The sequence below is a fragment of the Actinomycetospora sp. NBRC 106378 genome, from assembly GCF_030269685.1.
Lineage (GTDB): Bacteria > Actinomycetota > Actinomycetes > Mycobacteriales > Pseudonocardiaceae > Actinomycetospora.
This window is the reverse complement of sequence record NZ_BSTT01000013.1, coordinates 135,170-158,175: the sequence shown is the minus strand read 5'-3', so window position 1 is coordinate 158,175 and position 23,006 is coordinate 135,170. Positions and strand designations below refer to the sequence as shown.

The window sequence follows — 23,006 nt, the reverse complement described above, 5'->3', positions numbered from 1 at the left end:
TCCGACCCCTGTGCTTGCCTTCCGGCCATGACGATCACCGGCGTCCTCGTGGGCCTGCTCCTGGGCCTGCTGCTCGGCGCGCTCGGCGGCGCCCTGGTGGCGTCGCGGTTCGCCCTCGCGCGCCAGGACGCGGCGATCGCGGAGGCCACGCGCCGGTCGGGGGCGGCCGCGTCCGCGGCGCGGGCCGAGCTGGAGGCCGAGCGCCGTGCGGGGGCGGTGGCGCGGGAGTCGTTCGCAGCCCTGTCGGCGGACGCGTTGGCGGCGAACTCCGAGCAGTTCTCCCGGCTGGCCGACTCGCGGATGCGCGAGCGGGAACGGGCGGTGTCCTCCCTGCTCGACCCGGTCGCCGCCACCCTGGCGCGGCTCGAGGGCCAGATGCGCAGCGCGGAGTCCGAACGGGAGGCGGCGTTCGCGGGGCTGCGCGAGCAGGTCGGGGCGGTGGCCGAGTCGGCGCGCGGGGTCGCCGGGCAGACGCGGGCGCTCGCCTCCGCGCTGCGCACCCCGCACGTCCGCGGCCGGTGGGGCGAGATGCAGCTCGAGCGCGTGGTGCACCTGGCGGGGATGGTCGAGCACTGCGACTTCACCCGGCAGTCCACAGCGGGGGCGGAGGGCGCGGCGCAGCGCCCCGACATGGTCGTGCAACTGGCGGGCGGGAAGCAGGTCGTGGTCGACGCCAAGGTGCCGTGCGCCGCCTACCTGGAGTCCCTGGAGGCTCCCGACGAGGGGGCGCGCCGCGAGCGGGCGGTCGCGCACGCGCGGCAGCTCCGGGCGCACGTCGACGGCCTGTCGGCCAAGGCGTACTGGCGCAGCTTCGACCCGACGCCCGAGTTCGTGGTGATGTTCGTGCCGGGCGAGGTGTTCCTGTCGGCCGCCCTGGAGGCGGACCCGTCGTTGCTCGAGCACGCGTTCGCCGCCGACGTCGTCGTGGCCACGCCCACCACGCTGATCGCCCTGCTCCGCACGGTCGGGTACGCGTGGCGTCAGGAGTCCCTCGCACGCGACGCGGCCGAGATCCACGCGCTCGGGCGGGAGCTGCACGCCCGGCTCGGCACGCTCGGCGGGCATCTCGGCAAGCTCGGCCGCTCGCTCGACGCGGGGGTCCGCGCGTACAACGAGACGGTCGGCTCGCTGGAGTCGCGCGTGCTGGTCACGGCGCGCCGGTTCTCGGACCTGTCCGTCACGCGCGGCACGCTCGAGGAGGTCGAGCAGGTCGACCGGCGCGCGCGGGTGCCGGGCGCCCCGGAGCTCGCCGGCGACGAGGCGGAGGACGACGGCGCCGGCGTGGACGAGGGCGGGGTGCGTCGATTGACCGGTTGAGCCGAATCCGGAGCCGTCCGTGCCCGGCACGCCGGCGTCCCACGTGCTATGTCTCGCGCCGAGGGGGGCCGGAGCGTGGCGGCGCGCCCGCTACCGTGATCGGGTGACCACGACGCGGGACGACGCCACGCCGTCGGCGGGTCCCACCGACGTGGGCGAGGCGTCGGCCTTCCCCGGGGTGCGGGGGATGCGCTGGTGGGCGGTGCTGCTGCTCGCCCTCGTCCTCACCGCGGGGGGCGTGGCCGCCGACGTCCTGCGCAGCGGGACGCTCGGGGTGATCTTCCTCGCGGCCTACCCGGGCGGCTGCATCCTCGCGGCCGTGCTCGCCCAGCGCCGCGACATCTTCGTGCCGATGGTGCAGCCGCCGCTGCTGCTGGCCGTGTCGGTCCCGGTGGCCATCGCGGCGACCGGGACGCTGCCCGGCTCGGGCGGCATGGTGTCGACCGCTCTGGCGATCGGCGCGCCGCTCATCAACGGCTTCCCCGCGATGGCCGTGACCACCCTGGTGTGCGTCCTCATCGGGGTCGTGCGGATCCGGGTGCAGCGCTGGCGCCCCGCGGACGCCGAGGACCGACGCGAGCCGGTGCGGTCCGGGCCCACGGGGACGCCCGCGCGCGAGGCCCGACCCCGGGGCGACCGGGACCGCGCGCGGGACGAGCGCCAACGCCGTGAGGCCGCCGAGCGGGAGCGGACCCGGGCCGAGCGCGACCGCCGCGACGAGCGCGACCGCGGCGAGGCCGCCGAACGCCGTGAGCAGGCCGAGCGTGACCGTCGGCGGGCGCAGGAGCGGGCCCGCGCCGACCGCGACCGCGAGATGGCCGAACGCGACCGGGCCAAGCGCGAACGTCAGGAGCAGGAGCTCGCCGAGCGTGACCGCGCCCGTCGCGAACGCCCGTCGAAGCGGCCGAAGGACCGGGGCGAGGAGCGCGCCGACGACCGCGCCCGCCCCGAGGGCGACCGGGAACGGCTGGCCCGGGGCGCGGCGGAGGTCCCGCCCGGCCCGACGCCGCAGCGCTCGCCGCTCAAGGGCGCCGGCCGGGACGAGGCGCCCGCCCGGGAGAAGACCCCGCCCCGCGAGCAGCCGCCACCGTCGCGCGACGCGCGCAGCCGCGAGGACCGGATGCGGGAGGAGCGCCTCCGCGAGGAACGCCGCGGCGGTCCCCGACCGCCCGGGGTGCACCCGGTGCGGGAACGTCCGCCCGAGCGGCCACCGCGCTGACGGGCCGGCCCGCGAGGGGCGCACCAGGCAGGCCGCCGGGCCCGCAATCCTGCTTCACGTCACCCTCGCGAGGGCACCGCGAACAGTCAGCGCACCGCGTCGGGGCGCATGTCCCGCTTGAGCTCGCGCGGGAGCGAGAAGGTCAGCTTCTCGTTCGCGGTGGTGATCTCCTCGACCTCGGCGAACCCGCGGTCGGCGAGCCAGTGCAGGACCTCGCCGACGAGGATCTCCGGCACCGACGCGCCGCTGGTGACGCCCACCGTCTGCACGCCCGCCAGCCACGCCTCGTCGATCTCGCCGGCGTGGTCGACCAGGTGGGAGTCCTTCGCCCCGGCCTGCAGCGCCACCTCGACCAGGCGGACCGAGTTCGACGAGTTCGTCGATCCCACGACGATGACCAGCTCGCACTGCGGGGCCATCGCCTTCACGGCCACCTGGCGGTTCTGGGTCGCGTAGCAGATGTCGTCCGAGGGCGGGTCGGACAGCGCCGGGAAGCGCTCGCGCAGGGCGGCGACGGTCTGCATCGTCTCGTCGACCGACAACGTGGTCTGCGAGAGCCAGATCACCTTCTCCGGGTCCCGGACCTCCACCGACTCGACCGCGGCCGGCCCGTCGACGACCTGGATGTGCTCGGGGGCCTCCCCGGAGGTGCCCTCGACCTCCTCGTGGCCCTCGTGCCCGATCAGCAGGATGTCGTAGTCCTCCCGGGCGAACCGCTTCGCCTCCTGGTGCACCTTGGTGACCAGCGGGCAGGTGGCGTCGATCGTCTTCAGCTCGCGCTGGGCCGCCTCGGCGTGGACCGCCGGGGAGACGCCGTGCGCGGAGAACACCACGGTCGCACCCTCGGGCACCTGCGCGGTGTCCTCGACGAACACGGCACCGCGGGCGGCGAGGGTGTTCACGACGTGGCGGTTGTGGACGATCTCCTTCCGCACGTAGACCGGGGGGCCGTAGGTCTCGAGGGCCTTCTCCACGGCGACGACGGCGCGGTCGACACCGGCGCAGTAGCCGCGGGGCTTGGCCAGCAGCACCCTGGGCGTGGTGGTCGCGGGTCCCGAGGTGACGGACATGTCCCCGAGGGTACGGATCACCCGCGCGTGACGACGCGCCTCGTGACGTGTGACCGGGACCCCCGTGGCGATTCGCACACCACCGCCGGGTGCTGGCAGGGTGGGGCCATGAGTTCCCTCCCGTTCCCGGTGCGGGTCGCCGCCGGCCTGGTCGTCACCGCGGTCGAGGAGGTCCAGGCCCTCCCGCGGACGATCGTCGGCCTGCCGATCACCGCCGTGAGCACCGTGCTGCAGCTCTCCATGCGGGCGCAGCAGGTCGTCACCGAGCTCGCCATCAAGGGCGACACCGCGCTCGAGGGCGGCCGCCCCGTCGAGGACGCACCCTCGTGGGCCCGCTTCGACGACGACGTCGACACCGGCCGCGCGGTCACCGCCGCGAAGCGCCCGCCGTTGGAGCAGGCCGCGACCAACGGCCACGCCCGCCCGACCGGCCCCGGCGCACCCGCCGTCGGGAAGGCGGAGGCGACCCCGAGCATCACGCCGGACGCCCTGCCCGGCTACGAGTCGATGACCATCGCGCAGCTGCGGGCGCGGCTGCGGACCCTGTCGGTCGACGACCTCACCGAGCTGCTCGCGTGGGAGTCCGCGCACGCCGACCGGCCGCCGTTCGTGACCATGCTGACCAACCGCATCGCCACGCTCACCGCGGAGCAGTGACCGGAGCGAGCGCAGCGACGGGGGGCGGTGTCGAGCCGGCCACGAGCGCCGACGCGCCGTGGCCGGTGCGCACCGTCGCGCTCAAGGTCTCGAAGTGGATCGACCGGCTCGGGCCGGTGTGGGTCGAGGGGCAGCTCACGCAGCTCTCGGCCCGGACCGGCACCGCCTTCCTGACGTTGCGCGACCCCGCGGCCGACGTCTCGCTCTCGCTCACGGCACCGAGTGCGCTGGTGCGGGAGAAGGCCCTCACCGAGGGCCAGCGGGTCGTGGTGCACGGCAAGTTCTCGTTCTTCTTCGGTCGCGGCACGCTGTCGCTGCGCGTCGACGAGGTCCGGGCGGTCGGGGTCGGCGAGCTACTCGCGCGCATCGAGCGGCTCCGCGCGCTGCTCGCCGCCGAGGGCCTGTTCGACGCCGCCCGCAAGCGCCGGCTCCCGCGGCTGCCGACCTGCGTCGGGCTGATCACCGGTCGGGCGAGCGCGGCCGAGCACGACGTCGTCACGGTCGCGACGACGCGGTGGCCGGCCGTCCACTTCCGGGTGGAGAACACCGCGACGCAGGGCGTGCAGGCGGTGCCGCAGATCCTCGACGCCCTGGACGCGCTCGACCGCGACCCCGCCGTGCAGGTCATCGTCATCGCCCGGGGCGGCGGCAGCGTCGAGGACCTGCTGCCGTTCTCCGACGAGGCACTGTGCCGTGGGATCGCCCGGTGCCGCACGCCGGTGGTCACCGCGATCGGGCACGAGCCCGACACCCCGCTCGTCGACCACGTCGCCGACGTCCGCGCCGCCACCCCCACCGACGCCGCGAAGCGCATCGTCCCCGATCTCGCCGAGGAGACCGCCCACCTCGCCGCCCTGCGCACCCGCGCCCGGCGCGCGCTGCACGCGTGGGTGGAGCGCGAGGACGCGCTGATCGCGCGACTGCGCGCCCGGCCCGTCCTCGCCGACCCGCTGCGCACGATCGAGGCCCGCACCGGGGAGGTCGTCGTGCTCACCGACCGGGCCCGCCGCACCGTCGACCGCGGCCTGCGTGAGCGGGAGGCCGACATCAGCCACCGGCGCGCCTCGCTGACCGCCCTGGGGCCCGCCGCGACGCTCACCCGCGGGTACGCGATCGTGCAGCGCGGTGGTGAGGTGGGCTCACCGGTCCTGCGCGCCGCCGCCGACGCGCAGCCGGGCGACCTGCTCCGGGTGCGGCTCGCCGACGGCGCCGTCACCGCGCGGGTCGAGGCCGCCGAGTGACCGCAGCGGTGGTCCACCGCTGACACTGGACGTCAGGAACGGCACACGCTCGAGGAGGGACCATGGCCGACGACGACCCCGGCTACGAGCAGGCCCGCGACGAGCTCGCGCAGGTCGTGGCGAAGCTCGAGGCCGGTGGGCTGTCGCTCGAGGACTCGCTCGCGCTGTGGGAACGCGGCGAGGCGCTGGCCCGGGTGTGCGAGCGGCACCTCGCGGGCGCCCGCGCGAAGGTCGACGCCGTGCTCCGGGAGGCGGAGTCGGGAAGCGACGACGTCCGTCAGGATGGGACCCCATGAGCAGCCCGCCGGAGGAGGCCTGGGAGCGCGCGATCGCCGACGCGCACGACGGCTACCACGACGAGACGAGGCTCCACCGCGATCCCGACGTCCTGGTCGAGGACGTCGTCTCCTGGCGGATGCTCTCGCCGCACCTGATGCGGGCGCTGGCGTTCCTCGTCGCCCCGACCGTGCTGCTCGTGATCTGGCTGCTGCTGGGCTACCTCGCGTCCACGTCCGGGCCGTCGATCACGGGTCGGCTCGTGATGAACGTGCTCCTCGCCGTGCTCGTGGTGCTCTACCTCGCCGGCGTCGCCGCGTTCTTCGCGCCGGCGAAGGAACCGATCGCCGAGTACTCCCGGCTCCTGGAGAACCGCGCGGGCGCCGCCCGGGGCGCCTACGACTGGGTCAGCCGCGCCGCGCGGGCCCGCCGCACGCCTGCCGAGGTCGCGCCGAGCACCGTCGCCGGGGTGCCGGTCCTGCTCTTCCGGCAGCGCTCGGAGCGGGCGATGCTGCTGGTGCAGCCCTACGGCCGGGACCTCTACGTCGGCTGGACGATGTGGCGCTCGCGCTCCACGGCCACGCTGCTCGCCCACTTCCTGCGCGACACGTTCGGCCGCTTCGCTCCCCTCCCGGTCTTCTCCGCGGAGCTGCGCGCCGCGTCGACCCGCGCGATGCGCGAGAGCGTCCACTCGCTCGCCCGCGAGGGGGTCGCGGCGGCCGCGTACGCCGACGCCGAGGGTTCCGGACGGCGGGTCGAGCAGCCCGCGCCGCCGGCTGCTGCGCACGTGGCGGCCGCGGACGGGAACGCACCCGCCGCCACCGAGGGCACCCGCCGTCGGGAAGGGTTGCCGCGCTCGGCGCCCGCGACGGACCCGACCGCGGGGTGGGAGCAGGAGTGGCGCGAGCACGTCACCCGCGACGAGGCCGGCTGGGGCCCGCCACCGCGCTGACGTCCGGGGTCAGCCGTGTGCCACCGCTGACGTCCGGGGTCAGCCGTGTGCCACCGCTGACGCCCAGGTGTCTACGGCGACTGCCGTGCCGCCGTGATCAGCTGCACGAACCGCGCCGGGGTCGCGTCCCCGGTGACCAGCCAGCGCACCCCGCCGACGTCGGTCACCCAGATCGGCTCGTTGCGCAGCCCGCGGTAGGTCGCCCACGTGAGGCCGTCGGCGCTGACCGGCGCCCCCGCCTGCGGCGCGCCCTGCTCGGACGCGACGAGCCCCTCCGCCGTGCCGTCGGACTGGACCAGACGCACGAAGGTGTTGTCCGGCGTCAGCCAGCCCAGGCGGAACGCGCGGCCACCCGGGACGTCGCGGAGGTCGCTGGACTGCGGGATCCAGTCGGCCGGCAGCTGCGGGCCGCGCACGCGGAACGGCACCGAGCCGGCCGCCGAGGCGGTCACGCCCGCGACGTCGATGCGCTGCACCGAGCCGCGGTCGACCGTTCCCGGGGCGGAGACCGAGCACGCACGGGTGAGTCCGGTCAGCGCGAGGACGATGACGGCGAGCACGATCGTGCCGATCGCGAACGGCCTGATGCCACCGGTGCGGTCCGGCTGCGGCGAACTCATGGCCTCCATCGTTCCAGTGGCGATCGACGCGGCGCCGGACGAGGCCCTGATCTGGGAGGATGGCGGCCCTCACCCATGCAGGAAGAAGGAGCGCACCCGGTGACCTCTCCCGCCCGCCGTCGTCCCGAGGCCCCGGACCGGAACCTGGCCCTCGAACTCGTCCGGGTCACGGAGGCGGCCGCGATGGCCGCCGGCCGCTTCGTCGGTCGCGGGGACAAGAACGGCGGGGACGGCGCGGCCGTCGACGCGATGCGCAAGCTCATCGGCTCGGTGACCATGCGCGGCGTCGTCGTGATCGGCGAGGGCGAGAAGGACGAGGCGCCCATGCTGTTCAACGGCGAGGAGGTGGGCAACGGCGAGGGCCCGGAGTGCGACGTCGCCGTCGACCCCGTCGACGGCACCACGCTCATGGCCAAGGGCATGCCGAACGCGCTCGCCGTGCTCGCGGTCGCCGAGCGGGGCGCGATGTTCGACCCGTCGGCGGTCTTCTACATGGAGAAGCTCGCGGTCGGGCCGGAGTACGCCGACGTCGTCGACATCACGCGCTCGGTGAAGGACAACCTGCGCGCGATCGCGAAGCGCAAGGGCGGCGGCGTCCCCGACGTCACGGTCTGCGTGCTCGACCGGCCCCGCCACGAGCAGCTCGTGCAGGAGATCCGCGACGCCGGGGCGCGCATCCGCTTCATCTCCGACGGCGACGTCGCCGGGGCGATCGCGGCGGCCCGCTCCGAGAGCGGCGTCGACATCCTGCTCGGCATCGGCGGCACACCCGAGGGGATCATCGCCGCGTCGGCGATCACCTGCCTCGGCGGCTCCTTCCAGGGCCGGCTCTGGCCGAAGGACGACGAGGAGCGCGAGAAGGCCCTCGCCGCGGGGCACGACCTCGACCGGGTCCTGCACACCGGCGACCTGGTCAAGGGCGACAACATCTTCTTCTGCGCCACCGGCGTCACCGACGGCGACCTGCTGCGCGGCGTGCACTACCGCGCGGGCGGGGCCACCACGCAGTCGCTGGTGATGCGGTCGAAGTCCGGCACGGTCCGTCTCGTCGACGGCTACCACCGGCTGTCGAAGCTGCGCGAGTACTCGAGCTTCGACCTCGGTGGCGACGACGAGGGCGTGGACGAGACGCCCTGGGTGTGAGCTTCGCTCAGGTGAGCACTTCTCCGTGCCAGGACACGGATTAGTGCTCACCTGCCGCCAGGCACAATGACGACCATGAGCAGCAACGGCGCACAGGAGTACCGGACCGAGCACGACACGATGGGCGAGGTCCAGGTCCCCGCCCAGGCGCTCTACGCGGCCCAGACCCAGCGCGCGGTGGAGAACTTCCCGATCTCCGGCCGCCCGATCGAGCCGGCCCAGATCCGCGCGCTCGGTCTGGTCAAGGGGGCGTGCGCCCGGGTGAACAAGGACCTGGGCGTCCTCGACGCCGGGATCGCCGACGCCGTCGCCGCGGCCGCCGACGAGGTCGCCTCCGGCGCGCACGACGGCGAGTTCCCGATCGACGTGTTCCAGACCGGCTCGGGCACCAGCTCGAACATGAACGCGAACGAGGTCATCGCGACCCTCGCCTCCCGCGCGTCGGGCTCGAAGGTCCACCCGAACGACCACGTCAACGCCTCGCAGAGCTCCAACGACGTCTTCCCGACGACGATCCACCTGGCCGCCACCGAGGCCGTCGTCCGCGACACCGTCCCCGGCCTCGACCACCTCGCCTCCGTGCTGAACCGCAAGGCGCAGGACTGGCGCCACGTGGTGAAGTCGGGCCGGACCCACCTCATGGACGCCGTGCCGATCACGCTCGGCCAGGAGGCCGGCGGCTGGGCCACGCAGTGCACCCACGGCGCCGAGCGGCTCCGCGCGACGCTCCCCCGCCTCGGCGAGCTGCCGATCGGCGGCACCGCCGTCGGCACCGGGATCAACACCCCGGAGGGCTTCGGCGGCAAGGTCGTCGAGCAGCTGCGTCAGTCCACCGGGATCCCCGAGCTCACCGAGGCCCGCGACCACATCGAGGCCCAGGGCGCCCGGGACGGCCTCGTCGAGGTCTCCGGCGCGCTGCGCACCGTCGCCGTCAGCCTCTACAAGATCGCGAACGACATCCGCTGGATGTCCTCGGGCCCGTCGACCGGCCTGGCCGAGATCCGCATCCCGGACCTGCAGCCGGGCAGCTCGATCATGCCGGGCAAGGTCAACCCGGTGATCTGCGAGGCCACGATGATGGTCTGCGCCCAGGTCATCGGCAACGACGCGACGGTCGCCTTCTCGGGCACCCAGGGCAACCTCGAGCTCAACGTCATGATGCCGGTCATGGCGCGCAACATCCTCGAGTCGGCCCGCCTGCTCGCCAACGCCGCGCGCCTGCTCGCCGACCGCGTCCTCGAGGGCACCGAGGCCGACGAGGAGGCGTGCCGCCGCTACGCCGAGTCGTCCTCGGCGATCGTCACCCCGCTCAACCGCCTCATCGGCTACGAGGAGGCCGCGAAGATCGCGAAGAAGGCGATGAAGGAGCGGAAGACCATCCGCGAGGTCATCGAGGCCGACGGCTACGTCCGCGACGGCAAGCTCACCCAGGAGCAGCTCGACACCGCGCTCGACGTGCTGGCCATGACCCGCGTGGATTCCTGACGGCGTCGGGGTAGACAGCGGCCGTGTTGTTCTCCCGGGTCGCCGCGACCTCCGGCGAGGTCGGGGCGACCCGGTCCCGCAAGGCCAAGACCGCCGCGCTCGCGGCGATCCTGGCCGACGCGGCGCCCGACGAGGTCGCGCCGGTGACGGCGTGGCTCGCCGGGTTCATGCAGCAGGGCCGCACCGGGATCGGGTGGCGCACGCTGTCCGGCCTCGACGTCTCCCCCGCCGTCGAGCCGTCGCTGGAGGTTCCCGACGTCGAGGCGTCCCTGGACCGGCTCGCGGCGCTCGCCGGCTCCGGCAGCGGGGTCGGCGCCCGGCGGTCGGCGGAGCTGTCGTCGCTGCTGGGCGCCGCGACCGAGGACGAGGGCCGCTTCCTCGTCCGGCTGCTCGGCGGTGAGCTGCGGCAGGGGGCGCTCGAGGGGCTCATGGTGGAGGCCGTGGCTGCCGCGGCCAAGGTGCCCGCCGACGTCGTCCGCCGGGCGTTCATGCTCTCCGGGCAGCTGCCCGAGACCGCGCAGACGGCGCTGAGCAGCGAGGACCCGGTGGCCGCCCTGGAGGCGGTCGGGCTCGCGGTGATGCGCCCGGTCCGGCCGATGCTGGCCTCCCCCGGCGACTCCCTCGAGGACACCCTGGCCGACCTGGGCACCGAGATCGTCGTCGAGCACAAGCTGGACGGCGCGCGGATCCAGGTCCACCGCCGCGGCGAGGAGGTGCGGGTCTGGTCGCGCACCTTGCACGAGATCACCGACGCCGTCCCGGAGATCGTCGCGCTGACCCGCGAGCTCCCCGTGGACACCGTCGTCCTGGACGGCGAGACCCTCGCCGTCGCGGAGGACGGGCGGCCGCGCGCCTTCCAGGAGTCGATGAAGGGCCTGGGCAACGGGGCGATGCAGCCCTGGTACTTCGACTGCCTGCACCGCGACGGCCGGGACCTGGTCGACGAACCCCTGGAGACCCGTCGTCGGGAACTGGCGGAGATCGTCGGGGACCGGGTGATCCCGTCGGTCGTCCGGCCGACGCCCGAGCGGGCCGCCGAGGCGATCCGCGAGGCGCTGGCGGCGGGCCAGGAGGGCTCGATGGTCAAGGCGCTCGACTCGACCTACACCGCCGGTCGGCGCGGGAAGGCGTGGCAGAAGATCAAGCCCTCGCACACCTTCGACCTCGTGGTCCTGGCGTGCGAGTGGGGTTCCGGACGGCGACGGGGGTGGCTCTCGAACATCCACCTCGGGGCGCGGACCGACGACGGCTTCGTGATGGTCGGCAAGACCTTCAAGGGCATGACCGACGAGACGCTGCGCTGGCAGACCGAGACGTTCCCGCGGTACGAGACCTCGCGGGACGCGCACACCGTGTACCTGCGGCCGGAGATCGTCGTGGAGATCGAGCTCGACGGGGTGCAGACCTCCACGCGCTACCCGGGGGGCGTCGCCCTGCGTTTCGCGCGGGTCGTCCGCTACCGCGACGACAAGCCCCTCACGGAGACCGACACCCTCGACACACTCCGGGCGCTGCGGCGCTGACCGTCCCGACGACGGGGCACCCGGGTCCCGTGCGCATCCTCGCGACCGTCACCGGGTCCCCGTCCCACGCCCGGGCCGTCCTGCCGTTCGCCCGGGCGGTGGGCGCCGCCGGTCACGAGGTGGTGGTGGCCTGCCCGCCGGACCTCGCCGCGTCCTTCGACGGATCGCCGGTGCGGGTGGCCCCGGTGCTGGTCCCGATGTCCGAGGCCGCCGCCCGATTCGCGCCGCGGATCGAGGCGCTGGGCGAGCATCCCGACCCGGCGGCGGTGGTCGCCCGGGTGTTCGCGGGCGAGCACCTCGTCGACGAGGTCCGGGCGCTGCGACGGCTCGGGAGGTTCGACCTCGTGCTGCGCGACGGCGGCGAGTTCGCCGGAATGCTCTACGCCGAGGAGCTCGGGGTGCCGCACCTGCCCGCCCCGTCGGGAGCGGCGCACGTCCTCGACCCGCTGCACGTCGGCCCGCTGCTCACGGCCTGCCGTACCGAGCTCGGGCTCCCGGCCGTGGCCGACGCCGGAGCGCTCGCTCCCTACGGCCGGCTCGACTGCATGCCGCCCGCGTTCTCGTTCGCCCCGTCGTGGCTGCCGGCGGCGCACGCGTTCCGTCAGGACGACGAGGTCGACCGCGGCGGCCGGCTGCCGGAGTGGATCGCGGACCTCCCCGCGGGCCGGGCGCTGGTGCTGGCGTCGCTGGGCACGGCGCTGCCGATGATGCAGGGCACCGACCGGCAGGCGGCCCCGGGCGGCCCGCCCGCCGACCCCGCCGCCGGGCTCCGGGCACTGGTCCGGGCCGCGAACGAGGTCGACGCGGAGGTCGTCGTCGCGACCGCAGGCCTGGAGTGCGACGTCGAGCCGGCGCCCCACGTGCACCTCGAGCGGTGGGTGCCGCAGCCCCTGCTGCTGCAGGTCGCCGACGCGATGGTGACCCACGGCGGCTACAACACCGTCCGCGAGGCGGTCCGCCACGGCGTGCCGATGGTGGCGTTCCCGCAGTTCGGCGACCAGTTCGCGAGTGCCGGCCGGATCGCCGCCCTCGGCCTCGGGCGCCACGTCGACGGCGATTCCCTCGCCGCCGGGCTGTCCGGCGTCCTCGCCGACGGGGCGGTGCACCGCACGGTCCGCGCGGCCCAGCGGGCCATGCTGGCCCTGCCCCCGGTCGCGTCGTTCGTCGACCTCGCGGAGTCCCTCGTCCGAGCGTGACCGGCACGACCTGTGATCGTGACCGTCGCGAGGGCACACTCGGAGGTATGGAACTGCGCCTGGCGAGCTACGAGCCCACCTCACTCGTCGCGATCTCGCTCGCGCGCGAGGCCGACGACATGCCCGACGAGGTGCGCCTCGTCGACACCGCCGTCGCCGAGGAGGTGGAGGCGCTGCTCGAGGCCCACCGCGGTGAGCGGGTCGTGGGCGTCGACCTCGACGCCCTCGTCGAGGAGGCCGAGGCCCGGGTCGACGCAGCTCGTCGCTGACCGCCCGCGCGCCCGGTAACCTGTGCGCACGTGCGGTTCCTCGACGGGCACGTCCCTGCCCATGACCTGACCTACGACGACGTCTTCCTCGTCCCCGAGCGCTCGGACGTCGCGTCCCGCTTCGACGTCGACCTCGCGGTGGCCGACCCCAGCGGGGCCACGATCCCGGTGGTCGCGGCCAACATGACGGCGGTGTCCGGCCGGCGCATGGCCGAGACGCTGGCCCGCCGCGGGGGCATGGCGGTCATCCCGCAGGACGTGGACGTCGCCGCGGTCGCCGACATCGTCGCCGGGGTGAAGTCGCGGCACACCGTGTGGGACACCCCCGTCGTCCTGCACCCGGGCGAGGCGGTCGCGGACGCGCTGAACCTCGTGAGCAAGCGGGCGCACGGGGCGGTGGTCGTGGTCGACGACGGCGGGCGTCCGCTCGGCGTCGTCCGCGAGGCCGACTGTGCCGGCGTCGACCGCTTCACCCGGCTCGCCGACGTCCTGGTGCCGGCCGTGACGGTGTCGGTGGGCACCGAGCCCCGCCAGGTCTTCGATGCCCTGTCCGCTCCGGGCGCGGGCGACCTCGCCCTCGGGATCGACGCGGACGGCCGGCTCGCCGGGGTCCTCACCCGCACCGGCGCCCTGCGCGCCGAGGTCTACGCGCCGGCCGTCGACGCCGACGGCCGGCTCCGGGTCGCCGCGGCGCTCGGCGTGAACGGCGACGTGGCGACCCGCACCAAGGAACTCGTCGCCGCGGGGGTCGACGTCCTCGTCGTCGACACCGCCCACGGCCACCAGGAGAAGACCATCTCCGCGCTGCGCACGGTGCGGGACGCGGGTCCGGAGGCGGTCGTCGTCGCCGGCAACGTCGTCACCGCCGCGGGCACGATCGACCTGATCGAGGCGGGCGCGGACGTCGTGAAGGTCGGGGTCGGCCCCGGCGCCATGTGCACGACCCGCATGGCCACCGGGGTCGGCCGCCCCCAGTTCTCCGCCGTCGCCGAGTGCGCCGCGGCCGCCCGGGCCCGCGGGAAGCACATCTGGGCCGACGGCGGGGTGCGCCACCCGCGCGACGTGGCGCTGGCCCTCGCGGCGGGGGCGTCCGCGGTGATGGTCGGTTCCTGGTTCGCCGGGACCTACGAGTCGCCGGGCGACCTGCAGCGCGACGAGCACGGCGCCCCGTACAAGGAGTCGTTCGGAATGGCCTCGAAGCGGGCCGTCACGGCACGGACCCGCACCGACTCGGCGTTCGACCGGGCCCGCAAGGGACTGTTCGAGGAGGGCATCTCGTCGTCGCGGATGCGCCTCGACCCGGCCCGGCCCGGGGTGGAGGACCTGCTCGACTCGATCTGCGCGGGCGTCCGGTCGGCGTGCACGTACACCGGCGCCACGACGCTCGAGGAGTTCCACGACCGCGCCGTGCTGGGCATCCAGTCGGCGTCCGGCTTCGCGGAGGGTCGCCCGCTCCCGACGGGGTGGTGAGCCTCCACCGAGGTACACACCAGGCAGGTCCGGCCGCCCACCGGCCTGCCTGAGGTCACCCTCGCGACCGGGAGCCGACCGGTCAGCCGAGCGGAGCCGACCGGGCCGGCACCGGCCCGCCGTCGGGAACGAACGGCACTCTCGCAGCATCGATGTGCGCGAGAGTGCCGTTCGCTCGAAGCCGGCGGGGTCAGCCGCCGTACGCCTCGCCCTCGAGCATCTCCGTGACCAGCGCCGCGATCGGCGAGCGCTCGGAGCGGGTGAGCGTGACGTGGGCGAACAGCGGGTGGCCCTTGAGCTTCTCGATCACCGCGGCGATGCCGTCGTGGCGGCCGACCCGCAGGTTGTCGCGCTGGGCGACGTCGTGGGTGAGCACGACCCGCGAGTTGGTGCCGAGCCGGGAGAGCACGGTGAGCAGGACGTTGCGCTCCAGGGACTGGGCCTCGTCGACGATGACGAACGCGTCGTGCAGCGAGCGCCCGCGGATGTGGGTCAGCGGGAGCACCTCGAGCATGCCGCGCTCGATGACCTCCTCCACGACGTTGGTGGAGACCAGCGCGCCGAGGGTGTCGAAGACGGCCTGCGCCCAGGGCGCCATCTTCTCGTTCTCGCCGCCCGGCAGGTAGCCGAGATCCTGGCCGCCGACCGCGTACACCGGGCGGAACACCACGATCTTGCGGTGCTGCTGGCGCTCGAGGACGGCCTCGAGCCCGGCGCACAGCGCGACGGCGGACTTCCCGGTGCCGGCGCGACCGCCGAGGGAGACGATCCCGATCTCGGGGTCGGTCAGCAGGTCGATCGCGATCCGCTGCTCGGCCGAGCGGCCGTGCAGCCCGAAGACGTCGCGGTCGCCGCGGACGAGGCGCACCTGCTTGTCCGGGGTCACGCGTCCGAGGGCGGAGGAGCCTCCACCGAGCAGACGCAGCCCGGTGTGGCAGGGCAGGTCGCGGGCGGCCTCGACCTCGGTGAGTCCCTCGGCGAACAGGTCGGTGATCTCGCGCGGGTCGGCGGCCACCTCGGCCATGCCGGTCCAGCCGGAGGTCACGACGTCCTGGGCGTGGTACTCGTCGGCCGGGAGACCGACCGCCGCGGCCTTGACCCGCAGCGGCATGTCCTTGGTGACCAGGGTGACCGTCGAGCCCTCGGCCGCGAGGTTCGCGGCGCACGCGAGGATGCGCGCGTCGTTCTCACCGGTGCGGAAACCCGCCGGGAGCACCGACGGGTCGGTGTGGTTCAGCTCGATGCGCAGCGACCCGCCCTCGGGCGTGATCTCGATCGGCTGGTCCAGGCGGCCGTGGGTGATGCGGAGGTCGTCGAGGAGGCGCAGGGCCTCCCGGGCGAACCAGCCGAGCTCCGGGTGGTGGCGCTTGCCCTCGAGTTCGGTGATCACGACGAGCGGGACGACGACCTCGTGCTCGGCGAAGCGGGTGGGGGCCCACGGGTCGCTGAGCAGGACCGAGGTGTCCAGGACGTACGTGATCGGGGTGACCGACGGGGGCTGTGCGACGTGCTCTGCGCTCACGGCTACTCCCTCGTGGCGGTCGCGACACCCACGACCACGTGTCCTCGCTGGACGAGAAGACCTACGTCGTGATCCGGTGCCGTCGGGGCGGTCCCCCGCCGGGGGACCTGCCTCTCCGGCGCCGCGCGCGAGGGCCGGGTGCCGGCCCTCCCGCCGGGTCGACCGGGCCGAGGTGCACGCCCACCGGGGCGGACGCCCCGGCGGTGCTGCGGCACCGCGTCCCGTTCCGACCCGTCACGTTCTCCGGCCTCCCCGGACGGTCCGCATCCGCTACGGCGCCGTCGAGGCGGACGGTACAGCCGGTGACCGGTCGTTGTCGCGCGCCAAGCGTGACAATTTCGGGTCGGGCATCACACGCTGGGCGACATCGGCGTGTCGCGGACGTGTCGGGGGTACCGCTCACCGTCGCCGGTCGGCCGGAGGTCCCGGTGCAGCATCTCCGGCGTCCACGACTCGTCGAGCAGCCGCGCGAAGCGGGACCCGGCGGGCGTCCCGGCCGGGCGGGCCGCCAGCCACCGCCGGACGAGGCGGGCGCCCTCGACGTAGGTGGTCGTGTGGATCCGCCAGCGCGGGTGGCCGAGGAACTCGAGCATCCGATCGGCGCGGTCGTCGTCGACGAGCAGCCAGCGCCGCAGGTGGGCCCGCGCCCGCTCCTCGCGGTCGACGGCGGAGGAGCCGTGCAGGAGCAGCGCGGCGTCCTGCCGCACGCTCGTGAGCGGTTCGCTCGCGGCCTCGACGGCCTCCCCCAGCGCGGCGCGCTCGGGTCGGGGCGCGCCGGCGATCCCGACGAGGCGGTCGGCGGCCCATCGCCCCCACCCCGTCCCGACGACGGCCTCGAGCCCGAGCTCGGCGGCCCCCTCCGCGACGAGGCTCTGCGGGGTCCGGGCGAGCAGCAGGGTCCGTTCCGGGCGAACGGTGCCCTCGGTGCGGGCGGCCTCGGTGTGGTGGCCGGGGTACGCCTCGTGAGCGGCGAGCAGCGGCAGGTGGGTCCAGCGGTGGCCGGCGTCGACCGCGACCTGCATCACCGACCGGCGGGGCCCGACCCGTCGGGTGAACCCGGCCCACGGCGCGCCCGCCACGACCTCGAGATCGACCGCCTCCCCGGACGGGAGCCCGACCGTGGCCGCGGTCGCCTCCCGCAGGCCCGCCAGGACCGCGGCGGTCGCGTCGCGCAGCGCCTCCGGCGGCACGCGGTCGGCGTCGCGGAACGCGGTCATCGCGGCCGGGAGCCGGCGCAGTGGCACGCCGAGCAGGGCGGCCAGGGCGTCGTGCGCGGCCCGGTAGCGGTCCTCCGGACCCGGTGCGACGTCCACGCCGAGGCAGCCGCGGACCTCGTCGACGAAGGCGAACCGCTCCCCGGCCGCCCGCCCGGCGACCACCTCGCACGCCGCGAGCTGGGCGTCGAGGTAGTCCGCCCGCGGCCCGGGGTGCTCGACGAGCCGACGGCGTAGCGCGACCGCCTCGCGGCGCAGGTCCTCCGGTGCGGGTGACGGGCCGTCGTCCGCACGCTCCGCCGCGGCGGCGTCACCGAGGTGGGCGTCGACGAGGCCGGGCACCACGCGTCCGAGGCGCAGCCCGAGCTGCACGTAGGTCCGCGCCAGCCCGTCGAGGCCTTCGTCCGCCGATCCGTCCACCGTCGGGCGAGGTTACCCGTCGTGGGCGGATCGGGCCTCGGAGCGGACACCGCGTCGCTGAATACGACGGACGGGTGTCGAGGTGGATCACGCAGCGCCAGCTGAATGCGCTCTCCGGGCACCGCGCCGAACGCGACACCACCCACGTCTCACCCGGAGAATGCACTCAAGTCGCCCTACGAAGTAGGTGCCACTCGATCGGGGATCCGGCGATACCCACGGCCGAGGTCGCCCGTTAGGTTTCATGTCATCAGCCGCACCGTCCGTGAGGCTGGAACACACGAAAGCGGTCCCCCGATCCCGGATCGGGAAATCGCACTCTGACGAGGGGAACTTCTCCGAATGCTGCTCAAGAAGGCGGGAATGGTCGTCCTCGGTACCGCGGCGGGCGTGGCGGCGCTCTCCGGGACCGCGTTCGCGGGTGACTACCAGGGCACCTCCGGCGGCGACCACGGCCACAGCTGGGACCGCGACCACGGCCACCACCACTCGCACGACGGTGGCAACGGCAACGCCTCGGCCCGCACGGGCGACTGCGCGAACTTCGGCGACCAGCTCGTCGGCCTCAACTGCATCGCCGTCCAGGCCCCCATCAACCAGCTGGGCCTCCTGAGCTCCTACGACAACAGCAGCGACGACAACGGCGGCGGCCGCAACGGCAACGCCCGCACCGGTGGCGACCGCGACGGGCGCGACGGCGATGGCGGCGGCAACGGCAACGCCTCGGCCCGCAGCGGCGACCAGGCCAACTTCGGCGACCAGCTCATCGGCGTGAACAACGTCGTCGCCCAGCTGCCGATCAACCAGCTCGGCATCCTGAGCGGCTACAACAACGCCTCCTGATCCGGATTCCTGACGGCGGGCGCGGACAGCGTGGGAGCGGACCCACGCCCGCCGTCGGGAAGACTCACGCACCGGCGTATCCGTGCCCATCGGGGGATGGCACGGGTGCGCCGGTGCGTTTTCTCGTCCCGGGGCCGATCAGCCGCCGAATCGACGGTGGCGATCCGAGTAGTCCCGCAGCGCCCGCAGGAAGTCGATGCGGCGGAACTGCGGCCAGAAAGCCTCGGTGAAATAGAACTCCGAATACACCGACTGCCACATGAGGAATCCCGAGAGTCGCTGCTCACCCGAGGTCCGGATCACCAGGTCGGGGTCGGGCTGGCCGCTGGTGTAGAGGTGTTCGGCGATGTGGTCGACGTCGAGGACCTCCGCGAGCTCCTCGATCGAGGTCCCGGCCTCGGCGTGCCGCAGCAGCAGCTTGCGCACCGCGTCCGCGATCTCCTGGCGCCCGCCGTACCCGACCGCCGCGTTGACCTGCAGGCCACCCCGGCCCTCGGTCGAGTCGGCCGCGGCCGTCAGTCGCGCCGCGGTCGGCGCCGGGACGAGGTCCAGCGAGCCGACGATGCGCAGCCGCCAGTCCCGGTCCGGGGCCGCGAGGCCCTCGACGGCCGTGGCGATGATCTCCAGGAGCTGCTCGAGCTCCTCCGGCGGCCGCCCGACGTTGTCGGTGGAGAGCAGGAAGAGCGTGACCACCTCGACGCCGGCCTCGTCGGCCCAGTCGAGCATGTCGACGATCTTGCGGGCACCGACCCGGTGGCCGTCGCTCGGGTCGGTGAGCCCGACCTCCTTCGCCCAGCGCCGGTTGCCGTCGAGGATCACCCCGACGTGGCGGGGCGGGTGGCTCGCGGCGACCTTGCGACGCAGCCGTCGCTCGTAGAGCGAGACGGCCACCTCACGGACTCCTGCGCGGACGCTCACGGGCGGCCAGGCTACGCCGCCGGGCCGAGCTGCCGACCCCTCGTCACCCGCCCGTCGCCCGGACTTCTCCGCTTCCACAGCCGGCTGTCCTACGCTCTGCAGGCGTGACCATCGTCGACACCGGACCGACGGGGCCCGCCAAGCCGCGGTTGCGGGGCTGGCTGCACCTGTGGTCCTTCGCCGTCGGGATCGCCGCCGGCGCCACCCTCATCGCCCTCGCCGGGTCGACGGTCTCCGGGGAGGCCGCGGCCGCCGTCGCCGTGTACTCCGCGACGGTCCTCGGCGTCTTCGGGATCAGCGCGCTCTACCACCGCCGGTCGTGGGTCTCGCCCCGCGCGCACACCACGATGAAGCGGCTCGACCACGCGATGATCTTCATCTTCATCGCGGGTACGTACACGCCGTTCGCCGTCCTGGCGCTGCCCGAGACGACCGGCCTGGTGGTGCTGGCCGTCGTGTGGACCGGCGCAGTGGCGGGCGCGGCCCTCAAACTGTTCCGCCCGCACACCCCGCGCTGGGTCGGCGTCCCGATCTACCTCGCCCTGGGATGGGTCGCGGTGTTCGTGCTGCCCGACCTGCTCGCGCGCGGGGGTGTCGCGGCGTTCGTGCTGCTCGTGGTCGGCGGTGCGTTCTACACCGCCGGCGCGCTCTGCTTCGCCTTCCGCCGCCCGGCCGGCTGGCCCGCGACGTTCGGCTACCACGAGTTCTTCCACGCGGCGACGGTCGTCGCCGCGATCTGTCACCACGTCGCGATCTGGCTGGTCCTCTACGCCTGACCGTCGTCCGGGGTCTCCTCGCCCGGGTCACCCTCGCCCGGGTCACCCTCGCCGGGCGTTCCCGACGGCGGGTCCAGGCGCGGCCCCCGGGTGCGGAGCTCGTCGACCGTGCTCATCGCCTCGCGCAGCTCGGCGAGCCACGGCTCGGTGTGCTCGCCGACCAGCGCGACCGCCCACGCCAGCGCCTCGGACCGGGAGCGGGCGACCCCGGCGTCGACCAGCGTGTCCAGCACCCGGCGCTCCGGCTGGCGCAGCCGCGTCATGACCGGCACCGACAGCGTGGTGAACAGCTCCTCGACGCCGGCCGTGTCGTCGCTGCCGTCCGCGATCCGCGCGCCCCAGGCGACCTTGCGGCCGTAGCGGTGCTCGGCCTGCCGGGCGATCTCCATCCGGTCCTCGCGGGTCTCCTCCCGGAAGCGGCTGATGCGCCCGACCGCGCTGGCCGCGCGCGCCGCCGCGTCGCCCTCGACCTCGGGGGCGGGCAGCTGCCCGACGATCAGGATCTCCTCGCGGTCCACCGTCACCTCGGGGGCCTCCAGGAACCAGCCCTCGGGCAGGCGGCCGGTCAGCCAGGCCTCGACGTCGTCGGTCGGGGGCAGGTCCCCCGCGGGGCGACCGCCCCGGCTCACACGTCCGCCGCCACTCGGGCGGCCCCGGTGTCCACGTCCCACCATCATCATCGACTCCTTCAGCGTGCTCTGCCGATGCACTGATTACAGCATTACGCAGGCACAGCGGTCGAGTCGGTTCGCGAGGAGCGGACGGACACCCCTCCCCGGTGGCAGGAAAGCGTCGTTGCTGCCACTGGCTGACAGCAACGACGCTTTCCTGCCACGGCGCGGGGCTCACCCCACGTGCAGAGCACCCGCGAGCTCGTCCGGCGTGGTGACGGGGCGGTCGCACACGAAACCGCGGCAGACGTAGGCGGCGGGCGCCCCGTCCACGAGCGGGCGGTCGGCCAGCAGCGGCACCCCCGGCGCGTCGGGCTCCCCCGCGACGACCACCGTGCCACCGGGCGCGTGCCGCCGGGCCGTCCCGACCAGCGCCTCCCGGTCCCCGGGGGTCGTCCCGACGACGGCGACCTGCAGCGGGCCGGCCAGGGCCGCCTCCGCCGCCGCGGCCCAGCCGCCCGCGAACCGGGCGTGGCGGGCCAGCAGGGTGCCGGCGGTGGTCAGCGCGGCGTCGGCGGCCGTCCGGTACCGGGCGGAGCGCTCGGGCCCGACCAGCACCGAGGCGGTGAGCAGCGCCGACGTCAGCACCGACGACCCGCACGGGGTGGCGCCGTCGGTGATCTCGCGCGGCCGGGTGACCAGCGCCTCGGCGTCGTCCGCGGTGTCCCAGAACAGCCCGGGGTCGGCGTCGGCGAAGTGGGTGAGCGCCAGGTCGAGCAGCCGGCACGCCTCGTCGAGCCACCGGGCCTCGCCGGTCGCCTGGTGGAGCGCGAGCAGGGCCTCGGCGAGCGCGGCGTGGTCCTCGAGGACACCGGGGGCGTCCCCCACCACCCCGTCCCGCGAGGTCCGCCGCAGACGCCCGTCGACGACGTGGACCTTGAGCAGCACGCCTCCGGCACGCCGGGCGGCCGCGAGCAGGTCGGACCGTCCGAGCGCCGCCGCCGCCTCGACGAGCCCGGTGATCGCATGCCCGTTCCACGCGACGACGACCTTGTCGTCGCGCGCCGGCTGCGCCCGCGTCGCCCGGGCGGCGAGCAGGGCCTTGCGGGCGGCCTGCCACCGGGCGGGGTCCGCCGGGTCGACCGGCATCTGCAGGGTCGAGCGGCCCTCCTCGAAGGTGCCCTCGGCGGTGACGCCGAGCAGATCCGCCGCCCACGCGCCCTCCTCGGGCCCCAGGACGTCCACCAGCTCGGCGGGCGACCAGACGTAGGTCGAGCCCTCCACCCCGGCCGCGTCGGCGTCGAGGGCCGCGGCGAATCCGCCCTCGGGCGTCCGGAGGTCCCGGAGCAGGAAGGCGGCGGTCAGCTCGGTGACGTGCCGGGCGAGGGTGCCGCCGAGCCGGGCCTCGTGCGCGTAGCTGCGCAGCAGGAGGGCGTTGTCGTAGAGCATCTTCTCGAAGTGGGGCACCACCCACCGCGCGTCGACCGAGTACCGCGCGAAGCCGCCGGCGAGCTGGTCGAGCAGGCCGCCGCGGGCCATGCGCTCGTGCGTGGCCGTGACCATCCGCCAGGCCGCGGCGCTGCGGGTCCGCTCGTGGTGGCGCAGCAGGAACTCGCACACCGACGACGGCGGGAACTTCGGCGCGCCGCCGAAGCCGCCGTGGTTCGCGTCGAACTCCGACTCCAGCGAGGCGACGGCCCCGGCCAGCACCTCGGCGTCGACGGACGCGGCGGGCAGCGACCGGGCGACGCCCGCCAGCCGCGCGGCGATGCCCGACGCCGCCTCGCGCACGGTGTCGTTGTCGGTCTCCCACGCCTTCGCCACGGCCGCGACGAGCTGCGTGAACGACGGCATGCCCCCGCGCGGGTCCGGCGGGTAGTAGGTGCCGCAGTGGAACGGCTCACCCGTCGGCGTGAGGAAGCAGGTCATCGGCCAGCCGCCCTGGCCGGTCATGGCCTGGGTGGCCTCCATGTAGACCGCGTCGACGTCCGGGCGCTCCTCGCGGTCCACCTTGATCGCCACGAACCGCTCGTTCACGAACGCGGCCACCTGCGGGTCGGAGAACGACTCGTGGGCCATGACGTGGCACCAGTGGCAGGCCGAGTAGCCCACCGAGAGCAGCACCGGGACCCCGCGCTCACGGGCCTCCGCGAACGCGGCGGGTTCCCACGGCCGCCAGTCGATCGGGTTGTCGGCGTGCTGGCGCAGGTAGGGGCTGGTCGAGTCGGCGAGCCGGTTGGCCATGCCGTCGATCGTCGCACGGC

21 protein-coding genes are annotated in these 23,006 nt (G+C 74.8%); 14 read left to right on the top strand and 7 right to left on the bottom strand.

Annotated features, from left to right (window positions below; translation table 11 throughout):
• Positions 1-27: 27 nt before the first annotated feature.
• On the top strand, positions 28-1,317 hold the full coding sequence (locus QSK00_RS24090) for a DNA recombination protein RmuC (RefSeq protein WP_285594897.1): 1,290 nt from the start codon (positions 28-30) through the stop codon (positions 1,315-1,317).
• Between the two features lie 103 nt (positions 1,318-1,420).
• The gene (locus QSK00_RS24085; protein ID WP_285594895.1) at positions 1,421-2,536 is read left to right on the top strand and encodes a DUF6542 domain-containing protein; all 1,116 of its coding nucleotides are present in this window, start codon (positions 1,421-1,423) and stop codon (positions 2,534-2,536) included.
• An 86-nt stretch (positions 2,537-2,622) separates the two neighbouring features.
• Here QSK00_RS24085 and QSK00_RS24080 read toward each other — a convergent pair whose 3' ends face one another.
• Positions 2,623-3,606, bottom strand: coding sequence for a 4-hydroxy-3-methylbut-2-enyl diphosphate reductase (locus QSK00_RS24080; RefSeq protein ID WP_285594893.1), 984 nt, complete (start codon positions 3,604-3,606; stop codon positions 2,623-2,625).
• Positions 3,607-3,714: 108 nt separating this feature from the next.
• On the opposite strand from QSK00_RS24080, the gene QSK00_RS24075 reads away from it, so the two are divergent.
• The 4 genes from QSK00_RS24075 (at position 3,715) to QSK00_RS24060 (ending at position 6,732) form a co-directional block, all read left to right on the top strand.
• Positions 3,715-4,263: a lipid droplet-associated protein gene (locus QSK00_RS24075; protein ID WP_285594891.1), complete on the top strand. Its 549-nt coding sequence runs from the start codon at positions 3,715-3,717 to the stop codon at positions 4,261-4,263.
• On the top strand, positions 4,260-5,504 hold the full coding sequence (gene xseA / locus QSK00_RS24070) for an exodeoxyribonuclease VII large subunit (protein ID WP_285594889.1): 1,245 nt from the start codon (positions 4,260-4,262) through the stop codon (positions 5,502-5,504). The genes QSK00_RS24075 and xseA overlap by 4 nt, the downstream gene beginning before the upstream one ends.
• 62 nt (positions 5,505-5,566) lie before the next feature.
• Positions 5,567-5,800, top strand: a complete 234-nt coding sequence (locus QSK00_RS24065; RefSeq protein WP_285594885.1) for an exodeoxyribonuclease VII small subunit — start codon at positions 5,567-5,569, stop codon at positions 5,798-5,800.
• Positions 5,797-6,732, top strand: a complete 936-nt coding sequence (locus tag QSK00_RS24060; RefSeq protein ID WP_285594882.1) for a hypothetical protein — start codon at positions 5,797-5,799, stop codon at positions 6,730-6,732. The genes QSK00_RS24065 and QSK00_RS24060 overlap by 4 nt, the downstream gene beginning before the upstream one ends.
• Positions 6,733-6,803: 71 nt before the next feature.
• Here the strand turns inward: QSK00_RS24060 and QSK00_RS24055 are convergent, their stop codons facing one another.
• On the bottom strand, positions 6,804-7,352 hold the full coding sequence (locus QSK00_RS24055) for a DUF4245 domain-containing protein (RefSeq protein ID WP_285594881.1): 549 nt from the start codon (positions 7,350-7,352) through the stop codon (positions 6,804-6,806).
• A gap of 75 nt (positions 7,353-7,427) precedes the next feature.
• Here QSK00_RS24055 and glpX point away from each other — a divergent pair, with 75 nt between their 5' ends.
• From glpX to QSK00_RS24025, 6 genes are all read left to right on the top strand, one after another.
• Positions 7,428-8,495, top strand: coding sequence for a class II fructose-bisphosphatase (gene glpX / locus QSK00_RS24050; protein ID WP_502872072.1), 1,068 nt, complete (start codon positions 7,428-7,430; stop codon positions 8,493-8,495).
• 75 nt (positions 8,496-8,570) lie between these two features.
• Positions 8,571-9,980 (top strand): class II fumarate hydratase, encoded by a 1,410-nt coding sequence (locus QSK00_RS24045; protein WP_285594876.1) that lies wholly within the window; start codon positions 8,571-8,573, stop codon positions 9,978-9,980.
• A gap of 23 nt (positions 9,981-10,003) precedes the next feature.
• Complete coding sequence (locus tag QSK00_RS24040) at positions 10,004-11,503, top strand: ATP-dependent DNA ligase (protein WP_285594874.1); 1,500 nt, start codon at positions 10,004-10,006, stop codon at positions 11,501-11,503.
• Between the two features lie 29 nt (positions 11,504-11,532).
• Positions 11,533-12,699 carry a glycosyltransferase gene (locus QSK00_RS24035; protein ID WP_285594873.1) on the top strand — a complete coding sequence of 389 codons (1,167 nt, stop codon included), beginning with the start codon at positions 11,533-11,535 and terminating at the stop codon, positions 12,697-12,699.
• Between the two features lie 47 nt (positions 12,700-12,746).
• Positions 12,747-12,968, top strand: coding sequence for a hypothetical protein (locus QSK00_RS24030; RefSeq protein ID WP_285594871.1), 222 nt, complete (start codon positions 12,747-12,749; stop codon positions 12,966-12,968).
• Positions 12,969-12,998: 30 nt separating this feature from the next.
• A complete protein-coding gene (locus QSK00_RS24025) occupies positions 12,999-14,438 on the top strand; it encodes a GuaB1 family IMP dehydrogenase-related protein (protein WP_285594869.1) in 1,440 nt (479 codons plus the stop codon).
• Between the two features lie 190 nt (positions 14,439-14,628).
• Here the strand turns inward: QSK00_RS24025 and phoH2 are convergent, their stop codons facing one another.
• On the bottom strand, positions 14,629-15,960 hold the full coding sequence (gene phoH2 / locus QSK00_RS24020; protein WP_285594867.1) for an RNA 5'-3' helicase PhoH2: 1,332 nt from the start codon (positions 15,958-15,960) through the stop codon (positions 14,629-14,631).
• Between the two features lie 350 nt (positions 15,961-16,310).
• On the bottom strand, positions 16,311-17,594 hold the full coding sequence (locus QSK00_RS24015) for a DUF885 domain-containing protein (RefSeq protein ID WP_285594865.1): 1,284 nt from the start codon (positions 17,592-17,594) through the stop codon (positions 16,311-16,313).
• Positions 17,595-17,936: 342 nt separating this feature from the next.
• Here QSK00_RS24015 and QSK00_RS24010 point away from each other — a divergent pair, with 342 nt between their 5' ends.
• Positions 17,937-18,437, top strand: coding sequence for a hypothetical protein (locus QSK00_RS24010; protein WP_285594864.1), 501 nt, complete (start codon positions 17,937-17,939; stop codon positions 18,435-18,437).
• Between the two features lie 138 nt (positions 18,438-18,575).
• On the opposite strand, the gene QSK00_RS24005 is transcribed toward QSK00_RS24010, so the two are convergent.
• Positions 18,576-19,355 (bottom strand): isoprenyl transferase, encoded by a 780-nt coding sequence (locus QSK00_RS24005; RefSeq protein ID WP_285594863.1) that lies wholly within the window; start codon positions 19,353-19,355, stop codon positions 18,576-18,578.
• A 104-nt stretch (positions 19,356-19,459) separates the two neighbouring features.
• On the opposite strand from QSK00_RS24005, the gene trhA reads away from it, so the two are divergent.
• Entirely contained in the window at positions 19,460-20,131 is a 672-nt protein-coding gene (gene trhA / locus QSK00_RS24000) for a PAQR family membrane homeostasis protein TrhA (RefSeq protein ID WP_285594862.1), read from the top strand.
• On the opposite strand, the gene abmR is transcribed toward trhA, so the two are convergent.
• On the bottom strand, positions 20,122-20,805 hold the full coding sequence (gene abmR, locus QSK00_RS23995) for an ATP-binding transcription factor AbmR (RefSeq protein WP_285594935.1): 684 nt from the start codon (positions 20,803-20,805) through the stop codon (positions 20,122-20,124). The two genes, trhA and abmR, sit on opposite strands and share 10 nt — an antisense overlap.
• Before the next feature lie 171 nt (positions 20,806-20,976).
• Positions 20,977-22,986 (bottom strand): thioredoxin domain-containing protein, encoded by a 2,010-nt coding sequence (locus tag QSK00_RS23990; RefSeq protein ID WP_285594860.1) that lies wholly within the window; start codon positions 22,984-22,986, stop codon positions 20,977-20,979.
• Between the last annotated feature and the right edge of the window lie 20 nt (positions 22,987-23,006).